This window comes from Pseudoduganella albidiflava (genome assembly GCF_004322755.1).
Classification (GTDB): Bacteria; Pseudomonadota; Gammaproteobacteria; order Burkholderiales; family Burkholderiaceae_D; genus Rugamonas; species Rugamonas albidiflava.
This window is the reverse complement of sequence record NZ_CP036401.1, coordinates 4,165,160-4,190,261: the sequence shown is the minus strand read 5'-3', so window position 1 is coordinate 4,190,261 and position 25,102 is coordinate 4,165,160. Positions and strand designations below refer to the sequence as shown.

The following is a 25,102-nucleotide window of genomic DNA, read 5'->3' as shown; positions in this document are numbered from 1 at the left end:
ATTCGAAACGACGACTATCCAAACATCCAAGGAGACACGAATCATGCGGCAAATCGACCTTCAGCAACTGGCGGACAAGGCCCGCTTCAACCGCTACCACGGCGGCATCCTGGCGTGGTGCGCCATCATCATCATCTGCGACGGCTACGACCTGGCCGTGGCCGGCATCGCGCTCCCGTCGATCATGAAGGACATGGGCGTGACGGCGCAAAGCGCCGGCTTCATGGTCAGCTCGGCGCTGTTCGGCATGATGTTCGGCGCCATCTTCCTCGGCACCATCGCCGACCGGATCGGCCGCCGCGCCGCCATCGCCATCTGCCTGGCGCTGTTTTCCGTGTTCACGGCCGCGGCGGGCCTGACGAACGATCCCTATGTGTTCAGCGCGATGCGTTTCCTGGCCGGCCTCGGCATCGGCGGCGTGATGCCGAACGTGGTGGCGCAGATGACCGAGTACTCGCCGAAGAAGATCCGCGCGACGCTCGTCACGCTGATGTTCTCCGGCTACGCGGTGGGCGGCATGCTGGCGGCGTTGCTGGGCAAGGGCATGCTGGAAGCGTGGGGCTGGCAATCCGTGTTCCTGGCCGCCGGCGTGCCGGTGCTGCTGATTCCCTTCGTGCTGAAGGCGCTGCCGGAATCGATGGCGTTCCTGGTCCGCCAGGGCCGCATCGCCGAAGTGCAGGAGATCGCGCGCCGGCTGGAGCCGTCGTTCGTGCCGCAGCAGGGAGACTCGTATGCGCTGGCTTCCGATGGTGCCGCGGCGGGCACGCCGATCAGCCAGCTGTTCAGGGATGGCCGCGGCTTTTCCACCGTGATGTTCTGGATCGCCTTTTTCATGTGCCTGTTCATGGTGTATGCGCTGAGCTCCTGGCTGACGAAACTGATGGCGGGCGCCGGCTACAGCCTCGGCTCGGCGCTGACGTTCGTGCTGGTGCTGAACTTCGGCGCCGTGATCGGCGCTGTCGGCGGCGGCTGGCTGGCCGACCGCTGCCATATCAAGTACGTGCTGATGGGGATGTATGCGCTGGCCGCCGTGTCGATCACGCTGCTGGGCTACCCGGTATCCACGCCGGTGCTGTTCCTGCTGGTCGGGCTGGCCGGCGCGTCGACCATCGGTACGCAGATCGTCACCTATGCGTACGCTGGCCAGTTCTACCCGGCGGCGGTGCGGGCCACCGGCATCGGCTGGGCCTCCGGCGTCGGCCGCAGCGGTGCGATCCTCGCGCCGATCGTGATCGGTACGCTGGTCGGCATGGCATTGCCGCTGCAGCAGAACTTCGCCGCCATCGCGGTGCCCGCCGTGGTCGCGACGATCGCGGTCTCGCTGATCCGGCATGGGCGGTCGGCTTCGGCGGTGGAGCGTGTCGTCGGGGTCTCCGCGTAATTGGCAGCAGGGATCGCGCTTGCACTATGATCGCACCATGGCTGACAACTCTACTTTGCACGGCAATCAACAGATCCAGCGTGGCGAAATCTATTGGGTGGCGCCCGAGGAAGATCGTGGCTCTGTTCCTCCCATCGCGCACCCCGGGAAGTCGAGTCATCTTTCGTACTGCTGCCGCCCACTGAAGCTATTTTCCCGGCAGTGCAAGGTGCAATAGCGGATACGGCTGCCCAAAGGGGTCCTTCTCGGAGCGCCCGACCATCCGGAAGCCCATCCTTGCGTAGAACCCGACGGCCTGGTGATTCTGTTCGTTGACATCCACCTTTGTTGCGTTCAGATGGCTGACGGCGAAATGAATCAATGTGCGACCTGCGCCGCCGCCGCGATGCTCGGGATGCACGAACAACATCTCGATATTGCCGTCCGCTACACCGATAAACGCGAAGGGCTGGTTTGCGGTATCGCGCAGGCAGTACAGCGGCGCGAACTTTTGCAGAATCTGACGTACCAGGGGTACCAGATCGCGGATACCCTCTTCGCTGAGGAAATCATGCGTCGCACGCACGGATTGTTCCCAGACATCGAAAAGACGGGGTAGATCGTTTTCATTTACTTTATCGACAGGCATTCGTTATCCTTGCATTCCGCCAGCGCTATCCTGGAGCGCGAGAAAAATTACCATCACATGTGAAAATAAGATCCAGGCACTGCCCGGAAGTGCGACATTTGCCTGGCTACCGGTCAAATCAATCCAGTGCTTCGACCGGGCAGGCGACATTTGTTTGCGTCATGCTGCCATTGCGGTGGACTGGTGCGGGAAACGGGCTCGCGAGGTAGGCCGCGATACCGGGATCGAGGTTCACGGGCAGGCGATTTTGTTTGCTCATGAGATGCTTTCATTTTTTCGGCATTCCGTTCCGCTTGCGCCAGCCGGCATGCTTTTGTCGGGGAATATTTCCGCGTTATGGCGTCCGTGTGCTGCATCGATCGCCGGATCACATCCGTGCCGAAGGAAAAAGACGCCTCCAGGGCGGCTGCCGAATGTCGTGAGCGTTATGCTCTGAGGGCGTCCCATGGGGCCTACTCAGCCAGTGTCTTGCGCATGACGGCATTGCGCAGCGCTACGCCTCTCACGACTGGAGTCCGCTCTTCCTCGATCAGAAAGCCGAAACGGGCAAAGAACGGCTGCGCAGTCAGGCTGACGCAGGAGAACAGTGCTGGCAGCCGGCGAGCCGACGCAATATCGAGCAGGTGGCGCATCAGGGCAGTCCCAACGCCTTTTCCGGCAAAATCCGGTGCCACGAAAAACTGGTCGATATAACCTGTTTGCTGCAAGTCGGCGAAGGCCACCGGCCGGCCATCGATCTCGACTGCCCACGGACGATTGGCGTCGATCCGGCGATCCCACGACCGCCGGGATTCGGCATCGAGTACACGGGGAGCCCAGGCCGCGATCTGCTCGGCCGTATAGTCACGGCTGGCCAGCCCATGGACGGACGATTGAAAGATGGCGAGAAGAGCGCCTTGCTCTCCTTCGGTATAAGGACGGATGCGCATGCTGTGCAGCGGAAAAAGCGCCAGTATGCCGTCCAGCCTCTTTTAAGTCTGTCAACAATTGTAATCAGATGTCGGCAATCGAGCGGGATCGGCCGTTCACAGAACGGCCGAGTTCGGTAAATGGCGGTAATAACCCGAAAAGCGAAGCCTCCGCAGGCAAGGGGTATCGGTTCAGCGCGAAGCAGGCGCTTCGGAAAACCGTGCAGCAATGGCGTCGAGCTCGTTACCGGTCGCTTCGCCGATCCGGCTGTAGAGCGCAGGCCGGCGGCCACGTATCCATCTGCGGCCCGTGCAGCGGTCGAGCAGCGACAGGTCAAGCTGGCCGCAAACCATTTCGTCGCCGGCCTTCCATGTTTCGTTGATGATGCGCCCATAGCAGTCGATCAGCATCGCGTTGCCCGTGCGGACTTCGCCATGATCCTCGCCGACGCCGTTGGAAAATACCAGGAACATGCCGTTGTCGTGCGCCCTGGCGGGCAGCCAGCGCATCAGCCAGCCGCGCCCCTTGTCACCACGAAACTCGGCCTCGATTGCTCCCGGATCGTTCTTGCGGTTGCGCCACAGGGCTGGATCGATCACGCCCATGGCATGCGGGCTCCTGGATGCGGTGCCGCCTGTCTGGTGCGGCGCGAGCAGGATGTCTGCGCCCAGCAGAGCCGTCATGCGCGCGTTTTCGACCAGATTGTTATCCCAACAGATCAGGATGCCCAGTTTGCAACCCAGCGTCGAGTCGAACACCGTGTAACGGTCGCCGGAAGCGATGTGCTCGCTTTCGAACGCATGGAGTTTCCTGTGCACGTGCCAGCTTCCGTCAGGCTCCGCCACGACATAGCTGTTGTACAGTGTTCCCCGATCATTTTCGATGAGCCCGGCCCCGATGACCATATGGTGTTGCCTGGCAAGTGCCAGCAGATGCCGGGTACTCGGCCCGTCGGGCACTTCTTCGGCCAGCTGTTCGATGCTGTCGCGCGGCATGCCGATGACATGCCAGTACCCGGTGATGCACATTTCGGGAAAGACCGCGAGCTGTACCTTTCGGGATGCCGCTTGCGCGGCAAAATCCGTTATCAATGTCAAGTTGGCTTGCTTGTTTCCCGGGATGTGCTGGAACTGGATGGATGCCGCCTGGATAATCATTTGCCGTGAGCCTTTCGATCTGAATATGGCGTATGGAGATACTCATCCTGATAATCGTATGCTCAAATGGCCGGCCAGATGTCGGGAAATTGTCGATACCACCGCACGCGAAGCTGCCCGGACGAGCGTTGACTTGCCCGGCCGTGGCGTAGATCATGGAAGAGGTCGAACCCCGGGAACAGGAGAGCACATCAGATGGGCACCCACACGCAAAGCGTCATGGACCGAGCGACATCCGATACGGAGAAGGCGAAGCGCCTTGGCGAATGCATCGTCGCTTGGCTGGTCGAGCAGGAGATCATCCAGCACCGGTTGACCGACTGCTGCTACAAGCCCGGTTATCCTCCCGGGCCGCATTACAGGCGGGCATGCGGGGGCATTCCAGAGAGCGAGCGGGAAGCCGATTATGCCGATTTCCTGCAATACAATCCCAACGGCATGGAACTGTCGATGACGCGGAATGCCTTCTTCAATGGCCAGGGCGACTACGGCCCCGCGCGTTGCCCCCACTGCGCAGCCGAGCACGATATTCACCTGTTCTATGCGGCTGCCGACGTATGGCTGAAAGGAGGCGAGGGCGAACTGGCGTGCATGCAATGTGGCCAGGGTGCGCCGGTGACGGCGTGGGAACACGACGATCTCCTGTTCGGCACGCTGGGCCTGCAGTTCTGGGAATGGCCGGACCTGTCACCTGAGTTCCTGCTGGAGCTCGAGCGGCGCACCGGACATCGGTGGACTTACATGTTCGGGAAGCTCTAGTGTTCCAGACCAGAATTCGCTGGATGAACCCAACGCAACGGTGCTTGTCGGAGCCGATGCTGCGTTGACATGCCAAAAGCCGTGGCAGGCACAGCCCGACACGGCCCACCACAAGACTTTGGCATGTCCCTTCAGGAAGAAAAACATCTTTCCATTGAAAGCCTCGCGTTGCCCGGCTTTCCTCGCGCCAGGACGATCGGCCTGTATTGTCTGCCAGCCAGCGCTGTACGAGTTCCCTCACCAATATGTCGGGCGTCACCCCGGGGTGCGTACCAGTGCCCGACTCAATCGCCGGCACGTTGAAGACGCCAGCAGCACTCCGGAGGATCGGGCGTGCGCCCGGGCACCAGCCCGGCGCCAGGCCGGACCGGACGATGGCAGTTGCCGGTATTGTGACTTTCCGAATAACCGCGACGTTTTTGAAATCGCTGCGATTACCGGCGTAAGGTAGCGAGGCCCACCGCTTCTTGCTGAGTTACACTAGTCGCAATGAATTCCGCTATCGGCCAAAAGCGGTCCTTGGGGTTCCCAACGGCGGCTGTATCGGCACAACGTTTCAACGACTTTTGAAAGATCGGCATGCTACGACTCGGAAGAGTGTTGTTGGTAGCTCTGATGCTATTCCCTCTACCTGGGCTTACCGCCGACTGTGAGGTAGAAGCACAATTGCAGGAGGTCCAGATTCAGACGTGTGACGGTGACCGATTCCTGGGTACTTCAAGCGGCGATGGATCTTTTGCTAATCGTATTCCCTACGACGCAATCCCCGTCGGTCTTGAAAAGTTTTGGTCGGACCTTTGCAATTGCTACCTGTGGCAGGTATCCGGCATCGCTGGTGCACACACTCGTGTTGTCGGGTTTTATCAGGGCGGCAGTGATGGCAGGCTTACCCTAGTCCCTGGCGGCGAGTTCGGTTCCGAGATTGGCAAAATCTCGCGCGTTAGCCAAACATCCGGATTCATTGTCGAAGTACGGGACAGTGACGTTGCTGGGAAACGGAGGACGTGGGAACGATACCGCTTCGATGGCAAAAGATTTCTACGGCTTAGGACGCCCTAGCTGCGTTTGTTGACCGTCTGCTTCGGGGCGGAACCGGCCGGTCGCAATAAACCGGTTTCAGCCGGAAGCGGACCTACAAAGCCGACTTAACAAGTACTTCTTTCCATGATCAATATTCGATCCTGTAGCTCAAATCGCGAACTTAAGATTAGCTGCGCAAGCGGCCCGTATTTGCTCGCTGAATTAGTCGGATTCCCCGTTTCTGCTAAGGTCGAAGTCTGGGTTGAGACCGGCGATGCTGCCGGACTTGAAGCATTCCTTGCCGACCTTGGTAAGCAGGACGGGCCATGGAGCGGCACACGAGAATGGCAGTCGATTGAAGGAGATTTCAAGCTCTCCGCGACCTGTACTGCACTTGGCAATGTTGTTTTCAACGTCGAGCTGCATGGATTGCAGGGTGCAACTGAAGAATGGGCTGTCACCGCTGGCATTGACTACGAGCTGGGCCAACTCGAACGCCTGTTCCATGGGTTGGTTCCGAAAAAACTCGCTGAGCCGTCATAGGCCGCGGCCGTCTGCTATGGGGTGCGAAACCGGCCGTTGGCGACAGACCGCGATCAGCCCGTCTACCGACGCCAAGCGGCCTGGCGTTTCGCCAACGGTTTATTCACTTCGTCCCACTCGACAACCATCCGCCAGTCCCTGACGGCACACTGCGCTAGTTCAGCGGATTCGGAAAGCCGAAGGGCCAGGGCGCGGCCTCGACTGGGTCAGGCGGCGGAAGATAGCGCCGCCAGCGGCTCAGGCATCTGGTCCGATACCGGGCTGGAATGCGCAGCGATCCAGTCACTCAGGTCACGCCCGAGAACGCGCAGGCGCGCTGTCTCGACCTGGCGGCGCTTGTAAGCGTCGTGGCTGGACGGCCCGGTCATGCTGCGCTGGTGGCTTTCCTTGTCCATCAACTGCAGTTCATAGTCGAAGAAAAAGCCGACGTCATAATCCTGGCCCGCCGTTTCAGGATAGCCTTGCCCGGCCTGCAGATGGATCATCTTGCGCACCGTGACCTGGATGCTGCTGAAATCGGCGCCGCTGTGGGGATTGTCGGCGCGCGTCTGGCGCTTGGCGACGGCCAGGAGCTCCGCGTCCATCTTTTGCAGCAGCTCGGCCGGATACTCGTGGCTGCGCTCCAGCATGCAGCGGTATTTCACGAAGATTTCCTTGGCCGCTTCCAGGTCGAGCAAGGTATTGCGGGTGCGATTGGGTTCGATATTGGTAATGGACAGGATGTGCGCGCGCTGCAGCGTCTCCAGCGCCAGCAGGCATTCGAAGCGGGTGCCGAAGACGAGGCGCACGCCCAGGTGGTCGTAAATGTCCTGCGCGAGATAAGCCGCCTTTTGCAGCAGCTTGAGCAGGATGCTGTTGCGCCCCTTGTTGCGCTTGCGTTCGTGGTGGTGCAGGGGTAGGCACAGCTCGCCGTTGGACAGGAAAAATTGCCCCTCGTCGTCTTCGTGGATGACCTCGTCGAGCGTGGCGAACACCTGGTCGCGGATCGTATTGAAGTGCCTCAGCTCCAGGTTGTTGTCGATGTAGAAAATCGCATGCATCACTTTGAGGATGGCACAGGACCACATGCGCTGCTCGCTATGTTGCTGCGCCTGGTGGGACGCGTAGACCAGCAGCTGGACCGGATCACCGGGCTCCAGCACTTCGCGCGGAATGAGGTTTTCCTGGCCCGGCTGCAGGAACGTGCCGATGATGAAATCGACGGCCTCGCGGTGGCCATTGCGGATGATGTCGCGGGCGGCCGGCTGGTCCAGGTCGTAGCCGTATTCGCGCACGAATTCACGCGCATCGTGCAGGTTGCGCAGGGCAAGCGCGCCGAGGTCGATCGCCGAGCGTCCGCTGGCGATGGCCCCGAGGTAGCCCCAATTTAACGAGAATTTGCGCTTGGTCTCGAGCGTGGGCCGGAATTCACTCATATCTGCTGCCTTGATCTGCTTTGCTCGAGCAAGTATCCAGTCGTTCGAAATTGAGGTCAATCAATATCCGATCCTTAAGGGCATCAATTCTCCTTCAGGCCACAGCGTCGGTAGGCGGCGACTGCCTCGGTCATGGACATCGCTGCAAAGTTACCGGAATGTCCGCTGAAGGTGGACGACGCCAGCGCTTCCCACGCTGGACGAGGAAGCTGCCCAGAGTTACATCACGCGTTGCCCGCAAACAACCTTTTGACCAGGACAGCTTCCTATAATGAAGCGACCTGTCCCTGAAGTGTTGGCCGCGTCAAGCATGTTCGATGAACTGATTCCCTCCCCGCCGTCATGCGCATGACGCCCTATGCCCGGCTGCAACGCTGGCTGCTGTACGCCGCCATGGTGCTGGTGGTCGGTACGCCAGGCTTGCTGGTCTGGCACCACCTTGGCATGACGCGCGTGCTGGAGCTGGCGGCCGGCAGCGGATTCCCCGTGACACCGGTCGACGACCGTGGTGACGGCGGTACCTCGACCGCGAAGCTGGTAAAAGGAGGGCCGGGCATCGTGCTCGATTGCGATGTGCGCAAGGATACCTACCAGTGGCCCTATTGCGGCTATCACTTCGAACTGGGCCTGGGCGAGAACGGCATCGACCTGTCCGGCTTTCATTCAATGACCGTCGACGTTACCGACGCGGCGCCCGGCAAGCACGGCATGCGGGCGTATTTCCGGCAGTTCGAGCGGGGTTTCTCCCGCGTCGGGGAATGGCAGTCCCAGAAGGTCAACGAGATCGAATTCATGTTGCCGCCCGATGGCGTGGCGACGGTTCCGCTGGAACTGCTGCGCACCGCGCCCTGGTGGGTCTCGGCGCGCGAGGTGCCGCTGCTGATGACCGGTGTGCGGATCGATAACACGACCGCCATCGAACTCTATACCGGCAGCCGCGAAGCCCCCGGGCTGCACCGCCTGACCCTGAAGAGTCTGCGGCTGGAAGGAAAATGGATCAGCCAGAACGCCTTGCTGCTGGCGATCGTCGTGGCCTGGATGCTGCTCGGGACGATGTGGCTGGCCGCCAGGCTGCTGGAATACCGGGCAAAACTCCACAGCAGCAAGGCGCGGGTGGCGGCGCTGAAGGTAGTCAATCGCGCGCTCGAACTGGAGACGCAGGAGCTGGCCGGGCAGGCGTTCACCGATTCCCTGACCGGCGCACTTAACCGGAATGGCATGCGTGAATGGCTGATGGTGGACGACCAGGCGCGGCGCGAGTGCATGGGCCTGATCGTCGTGGATCTCGATCACTTCAAGCGGATCAACGACGGGCATGGCCATGCCGTCGGCGACGAAGTCCTGTCCCGCTTCGCCCGTGAAATGCGCGCCCGGCTGCGCGCGGAAGACCGCCTGGTTCGCTGGGGTGGCGAGGAATTCCTGGTGCTGCGCCGCGGCGCGTCCGTCGATGAAACGCTGGCGCTGGCCGAGCGACTGCGTGGCGCGATGGCCGATATCGCCTGGCCATCCGGCCTGCGCGTCACCGCATCGTTCGGTGTCACCGGCACCCACGAGGGCGAAGACATCGGCGTGGCGCTGCACCGGGCCGACCAGGCACTGTATATCGCCAAGAAGAACGGTAGGAACCGCGCCGAGTGCGCACGGGATGCGCAGCAGGCAGTCGATCATGGCGTCGCATCGTAGCCGTTATCGCAGGAGGAGCACCGGCCGATGCCGCCAAGCGCGGCGCATGGCTCATCCATGCAACACTCCGAGCCATTTTGGTAGCGCTAATCCAGTCCCCGCGCTAAAATTTCTCCTGGGTAAATAAAGTAACCCAAAATCCAACATCCGGCCGTAACGCCGTGAAGTTAGGCCGACCCCAAGGGCAACTTCCGGGGTCAGACCCGGCGGGTCTGACCCCAGCCCCTCGCCGTTGGGGTGCTTGCATGCGCTTTCAATGTGTCAGGTAACGCTTAACTTGACGGCATTAACATCCGGCCGCTAATGCCGAGACCCTTTCGCCTCCGGCGAACATTTCCGGAGCAGGGCGTGATCCATACCGATTCCCGTATTTCCAGGCCATCACCGTCGGGCTCGATCCCGGGCGGCAGCCGTGCCAGCGCTGCGGCCGTGGCAGCCTGACTCCGCAACACGATCGCCGGCACGCACATGGTCCTGTATCCCCGCACGCTGAAGTCGCGCATCGCCATCCTGGTGGGCGTGCTCGCGCTCGCGTCGGCGGTGCTGGCGTCGCTGGCTGTGCTGCATCCGATGCGCCAGCAAATGCGCGCCGTCGTCGGCAACCAGCAGGCGGCGCTTCTCGCGAGCACGGCGGCCGCGCTCGACCAGCAGATCAGCGACCGGCGCACCCTGCTGCGTGCCGTGGCGGAGAGTGCGGCCAGGGAGCGCGGGCTGCGGCCCGGCGACCTCCAGCCGCTGCTGGAACAGCATCCGGTGCTGCGCGACGAATTCGACAACGTCGTGGTGCTCGATGCGTCGGGAACGCTGATCGCCAACCTTGCCGACCGGCGCGCGACCGGTGACCGGGGCGCCGCGAAGTCCAGGACATTCCGGGAAACCATCGATACCCGCGAAGGCGTGATCTCGCGGCCCTATCGCAGCCCGTTTACGGGCAAGCCGACCATCGTCCTCCTCGAGCCGGTGATCGGCGCGGACGGTTCGGTCGCCTATGTCCTCGGCGGCGCCCTCAGCCTCGTCAACGCCCGCTTCATGGGGCAGTTCCTGGCATCCCGGCCCGGCACCTCGGCGTATTTCTTCCTGATCGACCAGCACGGCACCATCCTCTATCATCCCGACGCGTCGCGCGTGCTGCGCAACGTCTGGCGCGAGGAGGGTGGCATTACCGAGGTCACGCGCGAGGCCCTGGAAGGCTTCGAAGGGTGGACCGAGGGCGTCACCAAGGAAGGCCAGCGCGCGCTCATCGCCGCCACGCACCTGCGCCGTACCGGGTGGACGCTCACGGTCGTCTATCCAACGGCCGAAGCCTTCGCGCCGTTGCAGCAAGGCGAGGATGCGGCCTGGCTGTCGGCGGCCGCCGTCACGTTGCTGGCCGCGGCCGCCGGCCTGTGGCTGGTGTCCCGTTTCCTCCGGCCGCTCAGGCGCCTGCACCGGCAAGTCGACATGCTGGCCGCCGGTACGGCGGACATCGGCGTGCTGGATTCGGCGCGGGCAGACGAGATCGGCAGCCTCAGCCGGGCGTTCTTCGGCCTGTCGCAGCAGCGGCGTGCCGCCGAGGAGCGGCTTGCCCTGCTGAGCCGGACCGATGTGCTGACGGGATTGAACAACCGGCGCATGTTCGAGGCGGAGCTCCCCGCGGCGATTGCGCGCGCCCGCCGCCAGCATCAGGGGCTGGTGCTGGCGTTCCTCGATATCGACCGCTTCAAGGACATCAACGACACCTTCGGGCATGCCATCGGCGACCGGGTGCTGGGCGAGTTCGCCGACCGGCTGCGCAGGAGCGTCCGGGAAGTCGACACGATCGCGCGCCTGGCGGGCGACGAATTCGTCATCATCTTCGAGACCATCGACACGCAGGCGCGTATCGCGCCGATCGTGGACAAGCTGCTCGATGCCATCCGCGAGCCGTTCGCGTGCGGCGGCATGATGCTGGACGTGACGGCGACGGTCGGGGTGGCGTACAGCACCGGCAAGGTCGCGCCCGACAAGCTGCTCAAGATCGCCGACGATGCCCTGTACGAAGCCAAGGCCGCCGGCCGGAACACCTGGGCGCTGCGCCACGTGGATGTCGCCGCGGATCCGCTGAAGGATGCCGGGCCGCCGGCGACCTGACCATCAGGGCCGGGGCGCCGGCCTGCCGCACGGGAGCGGCGCGCGCGGGTGACGTAGCACTGCTATACAATCTGGTCCTCAAGACAACGATTGTGTTTTCACTCGCGATGGCGTTACCGATATGGCGATAGCAGTGCTCCCGGATCCGGGCTACGACGATGCGCGGCAGGGCGACGATGGCCTGTTCGACTACCCTGGTCCGATGGCCAGCCAGATGCGCGAGCTTGACTGGCGCGCCACGCCGCTGGGACCGGTGCACGCCTGGCCCGCCAGCCTGAAGACGGCGGTCAGGATCCTGCTGCAGTGCCAGCTGCCGATGTACATCGCCTGGGGCCGCGAATTCGTCCAGCTGTACAACGATGCCTACCTGCCGATCCTCGGCGCCAAGCATGTCGGCGCGCTGGGTGGTACCGCGCCCGGGACATGGCACGAGATCTGGCACGTCATCGGCCCGATGTGGGAAGAGGTATGGGATGGCAAATCGTTCGGCTTCGACGACTTCAAGCTCACCATCGACCGCTTCGGCTACCGCGAAGACTGCTACTTCAACTATTCGTACAGCGCCGTGCCGGACGACGCCGGCAACGTCGGTGGCGTCCTTGTCACGTTCACCGAGACCACCCAGAAAGTCCTGTCCCAGCGCCGCCAGGACTTCCTGCTGTCGACCGCGCAGCGCTTCCGCGAGCTGACCGACCCCTTCGACATCATGCGTGCCGCCAGCGAGCTGCTGGGAACGCACCTGGGCGTCGCGCGGGCCGGCTACGGCGAGATCGATGCGGCGGGCGAAACCGTCTCCGTCAAGGACGACTGGACCGCGCCCGGCATGGCCAGCCTGGCCGGCGAACAGCGGCCGCTGGCCAGTTTCGGCCCGGCGATCATCGACGTGCTTCGCCGCGGCGAGGTGCTGCGGCTCGACGATATCGCCGCGGATGCCCGCTCCGCGCCGTATGCGGCGGGCTATGCCAGCATCGGCACGCAGGCGCTGCTGGTGGTGCCGATCATCCGCGACGGGCGCTTCGCGGCCATCCTGTACCTGCACCAGCCGGCGCCGTGCCAGTGGCGCGAGGAAGACGCGGCACTCGCGCGTGACGTGGCCGACCAGACCTGGGAAGCCGTGGCGCGCGCCCGCGCGCAGCTGGACCTGCGCGAAAGCGAGGATCACTTCCGCCACACCGTCGCGCTCAATCCCGATGTGCAGTGGACCGCAGACGCGCAGGGTATCGTCGATCCCCTGCCGCCGCGCTGGCAGGAGTGGACCGGGCAGCAGGCCGGCGATGGCAACTGGATGCTGGCCGCGCATCCGGACGACCGGCCCAGGGCCGCGCATGCCTGGGCGCACGCCGTGCTGGCGGGGCAGCCGTTCGACGTGCAGGCGCGCATCCGCCTGGCCGATGGCCGCTATCACTGGATGCACGCGCGCGCCTTTCCGCGCCGCGACAGCGCGGGCAAGATCGTCAAGTGGTACGGCATCACGCAGGACATCCAGGCGTACCGGGATGCCATCGACGAGCAGGAACGGCATCGCCAGGATTTCCGCAAGCTGGCCGAGGCCATGCCCAACCACGCGTGGGTGATGGACGGCGCGGCGCGCCTGTCCTGGTGCAACAACGAGTTCGTGGCCTATGCGGGCATGGGCGAGGAGGCGCTGCACGGCACCGGCTGGACCGCCATCGTGCATCCGGACGACCTTGGCCAGGCGCTGGACGCCTGGCGCGAGTGCACGGCCACCGGCGCCGCCTACGACAACGAACTGCGCCTGCGCCATGGCGGCAGCGGCGCCTACCGCTGGTTCATCGCCCGCGCCTTGCCCGCGCACGATCCGGTGACGGGCGAGCTGCGCTGGATCGGCACCAGCACCGATGTGCACGCGCAAAAGTCCCTGGCCGATTCGCTCGCCACCATCAACCATGGGCTGGAAGAAGAAGTGGCGCGCCGCACGGCCGACCGCGACCGCATGTGGCGCCTGTCCACGGATGTGATGCTGGTGGCCCGCTTCGATGCGTCCATCGTCGCCGTCAATCCGGCGTGGACGGAGCTGCTCGGCTGGACCGAACAGGACCTGCTGGGCCAGCGCTTCCTCGACCTCGTGCATCCGGACGACGTGGCGGCAACCCTGGCGGAGGCCGGCCGCCTCGCCGGCGGCATCAAGACCATGCGCTTTGAAAACCGCTACCGGCATCGCGATGGATCGTACCGCTGGCTATCCTGGACCGCGGTGCCGGACGAGTCGTTCATCCATGCGGTGGCGCGCGACGTCACCCAGGAAAAGGAGCAGCGCCTGGCCCTGCAGCACGCCGAGATGGCGCTCCGGCAGGCGCAGAAGCTGGAGTCGATCGGCAAGCTGACGGGCGGCGTGGCGCACGATTTCAACAATATCCTGCAGGTGCTGCAGGGCAGCCTGCAACTGCTGCAGGGGCATGTCCGCGGCAACGAGGCGGCCGGCCAGCGCATCGCCACGGCGCTGCGCGCGGTGGAGCGGGGCGGGCGGCTGTCCGCGCAGCTGCTGGCGTTCGCGCGGCGCCAGCCGCTGCAGCCCGCCGTCCTCGATCCCCGCCTGGTCCTGGAAAGCATGGACGAACTGCTGCGCCGGGCGGTGGGCGACGAGATCGCGTTCCAGGTGGTGTGCGGCGCGGCGCCATGGCCGGTATCGGTCGACAAGGATCAGCTGGAAAACGTGCTGCTGAACCTCGTCATCAATGCGCGCGATGCCATGCCCGGTGGCGGCACGCTGACCGTGGAAATCGCCAACGTGGCGCGGGTCGACGGCGACCTGGCCAGCCACGCCGGGTCGATCGCCGGCGAGCACGTCATGTTCGCGGTGGTGGACACGGGCACCGGCATGACGCGCGAAGTCCTCGAGCAGGCCTGCGAGCCGTTCTTCACCACCAAGCCGGTGGGCGAGGGCACCGGCCTGGGGCTGAGCATGGCCTACGGCTTCGTGCAGCAGAGCGGTGGCCATTTCCGCATTGCCAGCGAGCCGGGCAAGGGCACGGCCGTGCGCCTGTATTTCCCGCGCTGCACGGAGGCCGGCGCGCCCGTGTCGCCGGCAGCGCCGCCGCGCTGCGAAGGGGGCAGCGAGACCATCCTGGTGGTCGAGGACGATCCCGACGTGCAGGCTACCGTGGTGGGCATCCTGAAGGACCTCGGCTATCACGTGGTGTGCGCAAGCTGCGCCGAGGCCGGGCTGGAACTCATCCGGAGCGGCACGCCAGTCGACCTGCTGTTCACCGACGTCATCATGCCCGGCGCGATGCGCAGTCCCGAGATGGTCCGCCATGCCAGGGCGCTCCTGCCGGGGCTGGCCGTGCTGTACACCTCGGGGTATGCGCAGGACGCCATCGTCCACGACGGGCGGCTCGACCCGGGCGTGCAGCTGCTCTCGAAGCCGTACAGCCGGGAGCAGCTGGCCGGCCGCATCCGCCGGATGCTGGGCAACGGCAACACGGGCCGCTGATCCGGCGCGCGGGCGCAGGAGCGCCGGCCCGGCGCCAATCGGGCGCGACTTGTGTTGCGATTACATTACCATTGCATGCTTGCAGCATAAAAGGATGTCCGTCGGCGCTTCGCCAGGCAAGGCGCGGCGCCACGGACGATGCCACGACAATCAACCGGACCGGCATGTGCGCGGAGGCTCGCCGGTCATTGCGGGAGCATGCCCATGAAACACACCCAGACTCCGCCGCCGGATCGATCCGAGATCGATATCGACAGCATCGTGCCGGCCGATTTCCCCGTGCCGGACGACGTGCTCGACATGATCGACGATGCGGTAGCGGCGCCCGATGCCGCGTTCGACGAACACGCCATCGCGCTGCAGTATTGCGGCACCGCCTATCACGCCCGTTTCGCCACCTGCCAGGCCCTGGCGCAGCAGCTCTGCGCGCTCATCAGGGAACGCGGCGAAGCCTTCCCCTCGCAGGCGGAACAACGCCACGTGCTGGTCCGCTACCGGAGCGCGCTGGCGCTTTCCGGCTGGACGTCGCTCGAGGAAGCCTACTGGGTAACGCACCGGATGGCGCTCTGGCTCGGCTGGCACGGCGCCGTGGCGCGCACGCGCGGGCCGGTGCACTGACGCGGCGGTTGGACTGGGCGATTGGACTGGGCGATTGGACTGGGCGGGTTGACTGATTTCCCGCGCCCGGCCGTCAGCCCACCGGCCTTGCGGTGCGCAGCGTGATCAGCGTGATATCGGAAGGCCTGCCCAGCCGGATCGGGAAGCCCGGCCACAGCCCGGCGCCATTGCTCACATAGAGCATCCCCCGCCCGACCGCATAGCGCCCGGACACAAAACCCTTGTTGAAGCGCGCGATGATCCAGTCCAGGCCGACGGCGTGCCCTCCATGGGTGTGGCCGGACAGTTGCAGGTCGACGCCCAGCGGCTGGTTGTGCAGCACGTTGGCCGGCCGGTGATCGAGCAGCACGACGGGCAGGCCGGCCGGCTTGCCCGCCAGCGCGGCGGCGGTGTCGGGAATGCGCTGCCCGTGGCGGGCGGCCATCTGGTCGGGAACGCCGGCCAGCACGAAGCCCTGGCGGATCACCACGTGGCGGTTCTCCAGCATGTCGATGCCGAGTTCGTCGAACTTGCGCATCCACGCCACGTAGTCGGCATAGTATTCGTGGTTGCCCGCCACGGCGAACACGCCGTCCCTGGCCGACAGACCGGCCAATGGCGCCACATCGGCGGCGCGCGCCGCGGGCGTGCCGTCGACCAGGTCGCCCGAGATGACGATCAGGTCCGCCGCCGCGGCGTTGGTGGCCGCGACCGTCGCCGCGGCCCAGGGAGCCTGCAGCAGGCGGCTCAGGTGCAGGTCGGTCAGGTGCGCGACCTGGTAACCGTCGAGCTCCGCCGGCAGGCCAGGCAGCGCGACTTCCAGTTGCTTGACGGCCGGAACCTTGATGGCCTGCGCCACGCCGATGCCGGCCAGGACCAGGCTGGCGGCCAGGAACACATGGGGCGCCGCCCGGTTGCCCAGGATGGCCCGCCCGGCCGCGCGCGACGGCAGCCACGCGGCCAGGCCGGCCAGGTCGCGGAGCAGGAGCAGCACCGCCGTCGTGGCCAGCGTGCCATACGCCACGCTCACGCCGATCAGCGCGGCCCGGGGGATTTCCGGCGACGCGATGGTGCCGCCGAACACGCGGGCGACCAGCCAGTGATGTTCGATCAGCGCCATGAGCAGGGCCGCCAGCGCGGCCTTGCCGGGCACGCCGAGGCGCAAGGTCCAGACGTACCGCCAGATCAGGTACGCGCCGAGGACGAGGTTTACGATGGGCAGCACAGGAAAATCCTTGGAGTCGTTCGATGACCCTGCACCGTCGTGGGCAAGGCCGTTCGTGATGAGTGCAAAACGCGGGCGACAGCGTAGCACGGATGGGCTTTTCATGGCTGAGCACTGCATCCGCCGGGCCGGCGAGGGCAACCGGCCGGGCGCCTGCGCCATGCGTGGCCAGGGACTGACCAGGGTGCCAGGCGACAATGCGTCCGTGCGATGCGTCCGTACGGGCGCCAATGCGGTACCCTGTTGTTTACTTTCAGTTGCATTCCCTGGTGACAGCGTCTCACCGCTGCGCTGGCCAGGTGAATGACCGGTCCCTCATAACGTGCGCACGCCTCGCCAAGCCGGCATGGCCATCGTTTTCCCGCTCGTCCGCGTGCTGCTGGCGATCGGCCTCTGCCTGCCCGCGGCGGCCGTCGCCGCGCCCCTGCGCGTGGTCCTGGAACGGAACTACCCGCCGTTTGCCTTCCGCAATGCCGACGGCAAGCTGGAAGGCTATTCGGTCGACCTGTGGCGCCTGTGGGAGCAGCAGACCGGCGTGAAGGTGGAACTGTATCCGGTCGACTGGCCGGATGTCCAACGTCTGCTGCGCGAAGGCCGGGTCGACGTGGCCGACACCATTTTCCACACCGAAGGGCGCACCGCGTACCTGGATTTCTCCGCGCCCTATGCGGACGTGACGACGTCGATCTATGCGCACCGGGCCATCACCGGCATCCATGATTTCGCCAGCCTGAAAGGATTCGCGGTCACGGTGCAGGTCGACGATGCCTGCGTGGAGCGGCTGCAACGCCGCCGCGTCGACGTCCGGACCATGTCGTACCAGGCGCTGCTTGCCGGGCTTGCCGATCGCAGCGTCAAGCTGCTGTGCATGGACGACAACGCGGCCAACTATGATTTCTTCCGGCTCGGCGTGCATGACGACTACATGAAGACGGTCGAAGTCGCGCAAACGCAGGTGCGCCGGGCGGTCAGGAAGGGCGACGCGGCCACGCTGGCGCTGGTCGAAGGCGGCATGGCCCGCATCAGTCCCGACGACATCGCCGCCCTGCACGATAAATGGATGGGACGCCCGCTGGGCTTCGCCAGCTACGGGCGCCCGCTGTTGCAGGCGCTGGCCGTGCTGGGCGGGCTGGTCCTGCTGCTGGGGGGCTGGCTGGTGTCCGTGCGCAGGGCGGTGCGCAACCGTACTGGTGAGCTTGAGTACGAGAAGGCGCAATTGCGCACGCTGATCGAGAGCAGCACGGACCTGATCTGGCTGAAGGACGCCGCGGGCATCTACCAGGCCTGCAACCACCAGCTGACGGCACTGCTGGACCGGCCGAGGGAAGAGATCATCGGCAAGGACGATGTCGCGCTGTTCGGCGCGCTGGCGGGCGAGCGCTTCCGGCAAGACGATCTCGCCGCGCTGCTGGCCGGCCGCGCGCTCACGGGGGAAGATCACGTGGCGGTGCCGGGCCAGGCCGCCGAGCGTGTGTTTGAAACCATCAAGACCCCGATCCGGAACGCCGACGGCACGGTGCTCGGCGTGCTGGGCGTGGCGCGCGACATCACCGAGCGCCGCGAGCGCGAACGCCTGCTGTTCGAGCAGGACAGGCTGCTGCAGGAAATGAGCGCGCTGGCCCGCATCGGCGCGTGGGAGCTCGACCCGGCCGACGGACAATTGCGCTGGACCGACGAGGTGGCGCGCATCTGCCAGGCCGTGACGGCCCGGCCGCTGACGCTGGAACTCTTCCTGGGCTGCTGCAAGGTGAGCGACCGGAAAGTGGCCGAGCAGGCCTGCGCGGCGGCCATCGCGCGCGGCGAGCCGTTCGACCTGGAACTGGAGTTCGAGACGCCGGGGCCGCGCACCTGGGTGCGCATGCAGTGCAGTCCCGTGCTCGACGGCGACCGGGTGGTCAAACTGCGCGGCACGGTGCAGGACGTGACCGAGCGCCGCGCGCTGGAAGAGTCGATGCGCATGGCGAACCTGATCTACCAGACCAGCCCGGAAGCCATCGTGGTCACCGATGCCGACAACCGCATCGTCGACGTCAATCCCGCGTTCACGGCACAAACCGGCATGTCGCTGGCCGCGGCCCGTGGCACGCGCCCGCGCCTGTTCGAGTCGGCCATGCACGACAGCGGCTTCTATGCGCACCTGTGGCAGCACCTGGTGGCCGACGGCCAGTGGCAGGGCGAAGTGCTGGACCGCGAGGCCGACGGCACCGAGAGCACCAAGTGTGTCGATATCCGCGTGATCCGCCAGCCGGACGGCGGCATCTTCCGCCATGTGATCCAGTTCCACGACATCAGCGCGCAAAAACAGAAGGACGAGCTGATCTGGCGCCAGACCAACTTCGACGCGCTGACCGGGCTGCCGAACCGCCGGCTGTTCCTCGACCGTCTCGAACAGGATATCCGCAAGGCGCACGGCGCCGACGAGGCGCTGGCCGTGCTGCAGCTCGATTTCGACCGCTTCCGCGACATCAACGACAGCTTCGGCGCCGCCCAGGGCGACCGGGCGCTGATCGAGCTGACCGGGCGCATCGCCGGCTGCCTGCCCGAAGATGCCACGATGGGGCGCCTCGGGGGCGACGCGTTCGCGCTCGTGATCCACGAAGTCGAGGGGCAACTGCACCCGGAGCCGCTGGCCCAGGCCGTGATCGACGCTGTCGCCGCGCCGCTGCCCCTCGATCCGGACGGCGTGGCTTACGCGTCCGCCAGCGTCGGCATCAGCGTCTATCCGGAGAACGGCAGCGACGCCATCCAGCTCGTCAGGCATGCCGAGCACGCGGTACGGCTGTCCAAGGAAGCCGGGCGCGGGCAATTCCAGTATTTCATGCCGGAGTTGCACGAGCGGGCGCATGTGAAGTTCTTGCTGACCAACGACTTGCGCGAGGCATTGGCCCGCCATGAGCTGGCCGTGCACTACCAGCCCATCGTCGAAGTCGCCACGGGCCATATCCGCAAGGCCGAGACGCTGCTGCGCTGGCGCCATCCGGAACGCGGCATGGTCAGCCCGGCGCTGTTTATCCCGCTGGCGGAAGAGGCGGGGCTGATCCGGGAGATCAGCGAGTGGGTGGTGGAGGAAGCCATCGCCAGCGTGTTGCGGTGGAACCGGATGTACGGCCGCGTGATCGAACTGAGCGTCAACATTTCCGCATCGCAATTCGAGCAGCGAGGCCCCCTGTCCTGGCTCGACCGCGTGGTCCAGGCGAACCTGCCCCACCACAGCATTACCGTGGAAATCACCGAAGGGGTGCTGGTCCACGATGCGGAGCAGGTGAACCGGTGCCTCGGCACGCTGCATGCCGCGGGGGCCAAGGTGTCGATCGACGACTTCGGCACCGGCTTTTCGGCGCTGTCCTACCTGAAGCGCTTCGAGATCGATTACCTGAAGATCGACAAGTCGTTCATCGACAACCTGCCCGGCGACAGCGGCGACAAGGCGCTCACCGAAGCCATCGTCGACCTGGCGCACCGGCTCGGCATCGAGGCCATTGCCGAAGGCGTCGAGACGGGCGCGCAGCGCGATGCCCTGGCCGCCATCGGCTGCGACTACATCCAGGGCTATTTCTACTCGAAGGCGGTAACCCGCGAAGTCTTCGAGCGGCTGCTGGAAGGGCAGATGGCGCACTGAGGCTGGTGCCGTCCATCCCGGCAAGCTAGTGGACGCGGCCGGCCGTCGAGTGACATGAAAGCATGCCGAGTGCCACTCGCTTCGGGCGCGCTGGCATCCCATCAGCGCGTGCTTACCCCAAGTGCAGAGTCCGGGGTCAGACCCGCCGGGTCTGACCCCAGCCGTTCGCCGTTGGGGTGTATGCATGCGCTTTCAATGTGTCGGGTAATGCTTAACTTGACGGCGTCACCCACGGCGCAGGCTCAGGCGCGGCCATGCCAAGAACACCCCCTGTCATTCTTGCCAAAACACCCATATAATTGAATGATAATGAGAACGATTTGCGTTTAATTGGGATTGCACGCATGGTTCACGATTCAACAGTGTCACATTCCGTCGCACGGGTGGCCCCGTGACCGCCGCCGTCATCGGCTTCATGCTGCTCTGCGCGGGCACGCTGGCCATCTACCTCGCGTCGCCGCACCAGAGCTGGCTTGCCCGGCCCTTGCCGGCCCGCCCGGCGCGCGTGGCGGGATCGCTGGCGCTGCTGGCGGCCCTGGCGGCCATGCTGCAGGCCTGGCGCCCGCTGGCTGCCGTGTTCCTGTTCTGCACATGGACCATGCTGCTGTTTGTCGCGTGGCCGTACCTGGGCGCCTGGCGGCGCGCGCGGCCATGAGCGCGCGCGAGCGGACGCCCGCCACGTGGTGGGCGCAGACCCTGGCCGGCATCGCCTGCGGCTTCGTGCTGGCGCTGCTGGCCAGCGCGCTGTTCGTGCGGCTGGGTCAGTCCATCGCGCCGCCGACGCGCACCCAGCTGGCGATGTGGCTGATGCCGCCGGTATGGCTCGGCGTGGCCGGCGGCGTGTATTTCTTCCCCACCGGCCGGCATGCGTGGGCCTGGCTCGGCGGCGCGTCGCTGCTGGGCATCCTGCTGTACTCTCTGACCCGACCGTGACGCCATGCGCAGTGAACTGATCCGCACCTACAAATCCCTGCATACCTGGACCGGCATCGTGGCCGGCATGGCGCTGTTCATCGCCTTCTATGCCGGCGCGCTGACGGTCTTCAAGGAGCCGCTGTCGCGCTGGGCCACGCCGCCGGGCGCCCATGGAGCAACCGTGCCGCTGGGGGACGCGCCGGCGCTGATCGCCGCCACGCTGGCGGTACGGCCGGCCATCGCGGACCGCTTCCGGCTCGACCTGGTCGCCGAAGGCAACGGGGCCGGCGGCATGCGCCTGAGCTGGGATGAATCCGACGGCAGCGAGGACGACCACGACCGCGGCAACGACCGCCATTTCAGCGCCACGCTGGCACCCGACGGCAGTGTCCGGGTAGCGGAACAGCGGCCGGCAAAGCTGGCCGAATTCCTCGACGTACTGCACCGCGTGGTCGGCCTGCCGTACGACACCGATCCGAACCGCTGGGTGATGGGCGTGGTGGCCGCGCTGTATGCGCTGGCGCTGATCTCCGGCGTGGTAGTGCTGCTGCCCACCCTGGCCAAGGATTTCTTTGCGCTGCGGCTGGGCCGCAACCTGAAGCGCATGTGGCTCGATGCGCACAACGTGATCGGCATCGTCAGCTTGCCGTTCCACGTGATCATGGCGCTCACGGCCACCGTGTTTGCTTTCCACGACGGGCTGTATGCCGCGCAGGATGCTGCCCTGTACGACGGCAAGATCGACGCGCTGTGGCGCGCGGGCACACCGAAGCCGCCGCGCGTGGCGCCGGATCCGGCCAGTCTGCTGGCGCCCGCGGAACTGGTGGCGCGCGCCCGTGCCGCGGCACCCGGCTTCGAGCCCGTCGCGCTGCACTATGCGCGGGTCGGCAAGTCCGGCGCGAACGTGCGCGTGTGGGGGCGCGCGCCCACCGATATCGCCCGCACGCCGGAGGGCGGTTTCATCCTGATGGACCCGTACACGGGCAAAATCGGCGGCACCGACTACACCCCTGGGCTGCAACCGGGATCGGCGGCCACGCTGACCAGTTTCTTCGCGCTGCACTTCGCCAGCTTCGGCGGGCCATCGGTGGCGTGGGCGTATTTCGTACTGGGCCTGGCCGGCGCCTTCCTGTTCTACACGGGGAACCTGCTGTGGGTCGAAAGCCGGCGGCGCAGCGAGCGGGCCGGCCATGGCCCCGTCGAGCAGCGCCGCGCCACCCGGTGGATGGCGGCGGCCACGGTCGGCGTCTGCCTGGGCTGCATCTGCGCCGTGTCGCTGGCGATCGCCGCGGCCAAGGGCTTGCATGGCGTCGTCGCCGATCCGGGCGAATGGCACCGCTTGGTCTACTACACGGTGTTCCTGGGCGCGGTGGCATGGTCGTTCGTGGCGGGCGCGGCGCGCGCCGGTGTGCACCTGCTTTGGGGCGCCGCCATCGCCACTGCGCTCATCCCCGCGCTGTCGCTGGCCGCCTGGCTCGTACCGGGAACCTGGTGGGTGTCCGCCGACACGGCAACGCTGGCCGTCGACCTGGTGGCCGGTGCCGGCGCGCTGGCGTTCGCGGCGATGGCGCGGCGTACCGGCCGCAGGGTTGCGGCGGGCCGCAGCGACAGCGTCTGGGCAGCGTCCCGGCCCGGGATGGCCGCCTGACGGCCATCTTTTCGTTCGCCTACCGGTACCGGATGGTCCAGCTGACCACCAGCGGTTCGCGCATGGCGAAGGCGCCGCTGCGGCACCGCACCACCGATTTCATCGGGCCGTACGGGGCGCGGTACAGCGCGCTGTCGCCCGCCGGCTGCACGGTGCAGTTAGCGGGGCCGCGCACTTCGAAGGCATGCACGGCGCCCTCCTTGAAGCGCACCGTGCCGCCTTCCTGCGCGGCGCCGGCCGAAAACGACGCGAACTCCAGGCTGAGATCGGCCACGTCGAGCGGTGCCGCCGGGATGAAGCGGTCGGTACGGGTGATCGCACCGGGCTGCAGCGTGTATTCGGTTTCGACGCGGAGGCGGGCATCCTTCTGCGGCAGGTTCTTGCCGAGGCGGGTCAGCTCGTCCTGCCGGTACGTCACGGCATGGCCGGCGCCCCGCGCGCTGCTCTGGATATCCTTCATGAACGCTGTGGCCATCAGCTCGCTGCCGTCCGCCAGCGTGAACTTGGGCAGCAGTTGCGGATGCGCGTAGCCGCTGTCGGCGATACCGGCCACGACATTGTCGGCGAAGGGCAGGGGATAATACGGGCTGTTGGCATGCTGGCCCTGGCCGCCATTGATCAGCGACAGGCTGAAGACATGCCCGCTGTCGCGCCAGATGGCCAGTGCGCGGTCGTACTCGCCGCGCGCGAAACGGGTGAGGCTGAACTTCGGGCGCGTGCGCTCGAGCCATTCCGCGAGATCCTTGCGCGGCGCCACGCCCTTCATGCCGGCGCGGTCCCACATCTCGCTGGTGGCGATCAGCTGGTGCAGCAGCGAGAAGTTTTCGCCCAGGATGCGGTGCTTGCCGCGGTACGTGTCGGTGCGCCGCCCCTGGTTCCACAGGTCGACGGAGCCGATGCCCGGGTCGTACCAGAAATCCATGTAGCGCCCGGCGATGCGTGACGAGTAGGCATAGGCGTACTCCTTTTCCTCGGGGCTCAGGACGCCAAGGTAGGCCGCGGTGGACAGGATCTCCAGCATGGCGGTCTCGCCATAGGGCCCCAGGCTGCGGCCCATGGTGAAGCCGCTGCCGTTCGCGGTGGCGCTGTTCAGGGCCACCTCGGCCGACTTGCGCAGCAGCGCCTTCAGTTCCGGCGTCACCGTCATGCCCGTTTCGATGAAGCGTTCGCAGATCTCGGCGCTCAGGAGGATGCTGTAGCGGTCGAAGCGGCCCTGGCCGTCGGTCTCGTCGCTGAAGCCATACTCGCCGGAGTAGGCGGCATAGTGCCTGAGCATCTTGTCGAGCAGGACGTCGCTGGCGCCCTGGTCTTCCCAGCCCATCAGCATGCGCAGGCGGGCGATGCTGAAGGCCACCCCGTAGTAATTGGTCGGCAGGTCGATCAGCTCGAAGCCGGGCTGGCGGACGAAGGTGCGCCAGTCGAGGCGCTCGCGCAGTTTCGCCAGCGTGGCGGGGCGCACGGCGCGCTCCAGCAGGCCGGCCTGCTTCAGGCGGTACAGCGCGCCGATGTAGTAGTAGATGCCCCAGGTCTCGTTTTCCATGCCGATCGTCAGGTCGGCCAGTCCTGCATAGTCGCGCAGCATGCCGGGCAGGCGCGGATCGGCTGGGTCGAGGTGGACCAGCAGGTCGGCCAGGCCGGTGGCGATCTTGCCGGGCAAGAACTTGTCCTTGCTTTTCAGGGCCGCCTGGCCATCGATGGTGATGCTCTCCCGTTCCTTGACCAGTTTCTGGAACAGCGTTTCAAGTTGCGGGTAGGCCTTCGCGACGCTGTGCTGCAGCGGTTGCTGGGCGAAGGCGGGCGCGGCGAGCAGGCTCGCGGCGGCCAGCAGGGGGAAAGCAAGGCGCATCGTGTCTCCATTTTGTTAAACGTTTTCTAAAAATATAGGGTATCGGGCTGCCAAAGTAAATACGTCTGCTACCAGTGCCGCTGGATAGGCCCACCCCAAGTGCAAATGCCGGGGTCAGACCCGCCGGGTCTGACTCCAGCCTTTCGCCGCTGGGGTGAACGCATGCGCATAGGATGTGCTGGCTTTTACGCCGC

The 25,102-nt window shown here is 65.7% G+C and carries 18 protein-coding genes; 11 read left to right on the top strand and 7 right to left on the bottom strand.

Annotation, left to right across the window (positions count from 1 at the left end; genetic code table 11):
• Positions 1-43: 43 nt before the first annotated feature.
• Entirely contained in the window at positions 44-1,381 is a 1,338-nt protein-coding gene (locus tag EYF70_RS17185) for an MFS transporter (RefSeq protein ID WP_131146495.1), read from the top strand.
• A 187-nt stretch (positions 1,382-1,568) separates the two neighbouring features.
• Here the strand turns inward: EYF70_RS17185 and EYF70_RS17180 are convergent, their stop codons facing one another.
• From EYF70_RS17180 to EYF70_RS17170, 4 genes are all read right to left on the bottom strand, one after another.
• The gene (locus tag EYF70_RS17180; protein ID WP_131146494.1) at positions 1,569-2,009 is read right to left on the bottom strand and encodes an acetyltransferase; all 441 of its coding nucleotides are present in this window, start codon (positions 2,007-2,009) and stop codon (positions 1,569-1,571) included.
• Between the two features lie 118 nt (positions 2,010-2,127).
• Positions 2,128-2,268, bottom strand: a complete 141-nt coding sequence (locus EYF70_RS31110; protein ID WP_165497711.1) for a hypothetical protein — start codon at positions 2,266-2,268, stop codon at positions 2,128-2,130.
• 193 nt (positions 2,269-2,461) lie between these two features.
• Positions 2,462-2,938: a GNAT family N-acetyltransferase gene (locus EYF70_RS17175; RefSeq protein ID WP_131146493.1), complete on the bottom strand. Its 477-nt coding sequence runs from the start codon at positions 2,936-2,938 to the stop codon at positions 2,462-2,464.
• Positions 2,939-3,109: 171 nt separating this feature from the next.
• Complete coding sequence (locus EYF70_RS17170; protein WP_131146492.1) at positions 3,110-4,075, bottom strand: nitrilase family protein; 966 nt, start codon at positions 4,073-4,075, stop codon at positions 3,110-3,112.
• A gap of 195 nt (positions 4,076-4,270) precedes the next feature.
• Here EYF70_RS17170 and EYF70_RS17165 point away from each other — a divergent pair, with 195 nt between their 5' ends.
• Together EYF70_RS17165 and EYF70_RS17160 are read left to right on the top strand one after the other, a co-directional pair.
• Entirely contained in the window at positions 4,271-4,834 is a 564-nt protein-coding gene (locus tag EYF70_RS17165) for a hypothetical protein (protein ID WP_131146491.1), read from the top strand.
• 1,164 nt (positions 4,835-5,998) lie between these two features.
• Entirely contained in the window at positions 5,999-6,397 is a 399-nt protein-coding gene (locus EYF70_RS17160) for a DUF6228 family protein (protein WP_131146490.1), read from the top strand.
• 206 nt (positions 6,398-6,603) lie between these two features.
• Here the strand turns inward: EYF70_RS17160 and EYF70_RS17155 are convergent, their stop codons facing one another.
• The gene (locus tag EYF70_RS17155; RefSeq protein ID WP_131146489.1) at positions 6,604-7,812 is read right to left on the bottom strand and encodes a TIGR04552 family protein; all 1,209 of its coding nucleotides are present in this window, start codon (positions 7,810-7,812) and stop codon (positions 6,604-6,606) included.
• Positions 7,813-8,160: 348 nt separating this feature from the next.
• On the opposite strand from EYF70_RS17155, the gene EYF70_RS17150 reads away from it, so the two are divergent.
• The 4 genes from EYF70_RS17150 to EYF70_RS17135 all read left to right on the top strand — a co-directional run bounded on the left by EYF70_RS17150 (position 8,161) and on the right by EYF70_RS17135 (position 15,676).
• Positions 8,161-9,495 carry a GGDEF domain-containing protein gene (locus tag EYF70_RS17150; RefSeq protein WP_165497710.1) on the top strand — a complete coding sequence of 445 codons (1,335 nt, stop codon included), beginning with the start codon at positions 8,161-8,163 and terminating at the stop codon, positions 9,493-9,495.
• 468 nt (positions 9,496-9,963) lie between these two features.
• The gene (locus tag EYF70_RS17145; protein ID WP_131146487.1) at positions 9,964-11,604 is read left to right on the top strand and encodes a diguanylate cyclase domain-containing protein; all 1,641 of its coding nucleotides are present in this window, start codon (positions 9,964-9,966) and stop codon (positions 11,602-11,604) included.
• 133 nt (positions 11,605-11,737) lie between these two features.
• Entirely contained in the window at positions 11,738-15,058 is a 3,321-nt protein-coding gene (locus EYF70_RS17140; protein WP_165497709.1) for a PAS domain-containing protein, read from the top strand.
• A gap of 204 nt (positions 15,059-15,262) precedes the next feature.
• A complete protein-coding gene (locus tag EYF70_RS17135; RefSeq protein WP_131146485.1) occupies positions 15,263-15,676 on the top strand; it encodes a hypothetical protein in 414 nt (137 codons plus the stop codon).
• Positions 15,677-15,749: 73 nt separating this feature from the next.
• Here EYF70_RS17135 and EYF70_RS17130 read toward each other — a convergent pair whose 3' ends face one another.
• Complete coding sequence (locus tag EYF70_RS17130; protein ID WP_229420425.1) at positions 15,750-16,880, bottom strand: metallophosphoesterase; 1,131 nt, start codon at positions 16,878-16,880, stop codon at positions 15,750-15,752.
• A gap of 346 nt (positions 16,881-17,226) precedes the next feature.
• On the opposite strand from EYF70_RS17130, the gene EYF70_RS17125 reads away from it, so the two are divergent.
• The 4 genes from EYF70_RS17125 (at position 17,227) to EYF70_RS17110 (ending at position 23,062) form a co-directional block, all read left to right on the top strand.
• Positions 17,227-20,499 (top strand): EAL domain-containing protein, encoded by a 3,273-nt coding sequence (locus EYF70_RS17125; RefSeq protein ID WP_131146483.1) that lies wholly within the window; start codon positions 17,227-17,229, stop codon positions 20,497-20,499.
• A gap of 391 nt (positions 20,500-20,890) precedes the next feature.
• Positions 20,891-21,154 (top strand): hypothetical protein, encoded by a 264-nt coding sequence (locus EYF70_RS17120; RefSeq protein ID WP_229420424.1) that lies wholly within the window; start codon positions 20,891-20,893, stop codon positions 21,152-21,154.
• On the top strand, positions 21,151-21,432 hold the full coding sequence (locus tag EYF70_RS17115) for a hypothetical protein (protein WP_131146482.1): 282 nt from the start codon (positions 21,151-21,153) through the stop codon (positions 21,430-21,432). Before EYF70_RS17120 ends, EYF70_RS17115 begins: the two co-directional genes overlap by 4 nt.
• Positions 21,433-21,436: 4 nt before the next feature.
• On the top strand, positions 21,437-23,062 hold the full coding sequence (locus EYF70_RS17110; RefSeq protein ID WP_131146481.1) for a PepSY-associated TM helix domain-containing protein: 1,626 nt from the start codon (positions 21,437-21,439) through the stop codon (positions 23,060-23,062).
• A 19-nt stretch (positions 23,063-23,081) separates the two neighbouring features.
• Here EYF70_RS17110 and EYF70_RS17105 read toward each other — a convergent pair whose 3' ends face one another.
• Positions 23,082-24,908, bottom strand: coding sequence for a hypothetical protein (locus tag EYF70_RS17105; RefSeq protein ID WP_131146480.1), 1,827 nt, complete (start codon positions 24,906-24,908; stop codon positions 23,082-23,084).
• Between the last annotated feature and the right edge of the window lie 194 nt (positions 24,909-25,102).

Excerpts from the sequence above, each read along its gene's own strand:
- EYF70_RS17125 (WP_131146483.1), top strand. The coding sequence starts at position 17,227 with ATGGCCATCGTTTTCCCGCTCGTCCGCGTGCTGCTGGCGATCGGCCTC.
- EYF70_RS17165 (WP_131146491.1), top strand. The coding sequence starts at position 4,271 with ATGGGCACCCACACGCAAAGCGTCATGGACCGAGCGACATCCGATACG.
- EYF70_RS31110 (WP_165497711.1), bottom strand. The coding sequence starts at position 2,268 with ATGAGCAAACAAAATCGCCTGCCCGTGAACCTCGATCCCGGTATCGCG.
- EYF70_RS17135 (WP_131146485.1), top strand. The coding sequence starts at position 15,263 with ATGAAACACACCCAGACTCCGCCGCCGGATCGATCCGAGATCGATATC.
- EYF70_RS17150 (WP_165497710.1), top strand. The coding sequence starts at position 8,161 with ATGACGCCCTATGCCCGGCTGCAACGCTGGCTGCTGTACGCCGCCATG.
- EYF70_RS17180 (WP_131146494.1), bottom strand. The coding sequence starts at position 2,009 with ATGCCTGTCGATAAAGTAAATGAAAACGATCTACCCCGTCTTTTCGAT.
- EYF70_RS17145 (WP_131146487.1), top strand. The coding sequence starts at position 9,964 with ATGGTCCTGTATCCCCGCACGCTGAAGTCGCGCATCGCCATCCTGGTG.
- EYF70_RS17175 (WP_131146493.1), bottom strand. The coding sequence starts at position 2,938 with ATGCGCATCCGTCCTTATACCGAAGGAGAGCAAGGCGCTCTTCTCGCC.
- EYF70_RS17170 (WP_131146492.1), bottom strand. The coding sequence starts at position 4,075 with ATGATTATCCAGGCGGCATCCATCCAGTTCCAGCACATCCCGGGAAAC.
- EYF70_RS17115 (WP_131146482.1), top strand. The coding sequence starts at position 21,151 with ATGAGCGCGCGCGAGCGGACGCCCGCCACGTGGTGGGCGCAGACCCTG.
- EYF70_RS17155 (WP_131146489.1), bottom strand. The coding sequence starts at position 7,812 with ATGAGTGAATTCCGGCCCACGCTCGAGACCAAGCGCAAATTCTCGTTA.
- EYF70_RS17110 (WP_131146481.1), top strand. The coding sequence starts at position 21,437 with ATGCGCAGTGAACTGATCCGCACCTACAAATCCCTGCATACCTGGACC.
- EYF70_RS17105 (WP_131146480.1), bottom strand. The coding sequence starts at position 24,908 with ATGCGCCTTGCTTTCCCCCTGCTGGCCGCCGCGAGCCTGCTCGCCGCG.
- EYF70_RS17160 (WP_131146490.1), top strand. The coding sequence starts at position 5,999 with ATGATCAATATTCGATCCTGTAGCTCAAATCGCGAACTTAAGATTAGC.
- EYF70_RS17185 (WP_131146495.1), top strand. The coding sequence starts at position 44 with ATGCGGCAAATCGACCTTCAGCAACTGGCGGACAAGGCCCGCTTCAAC.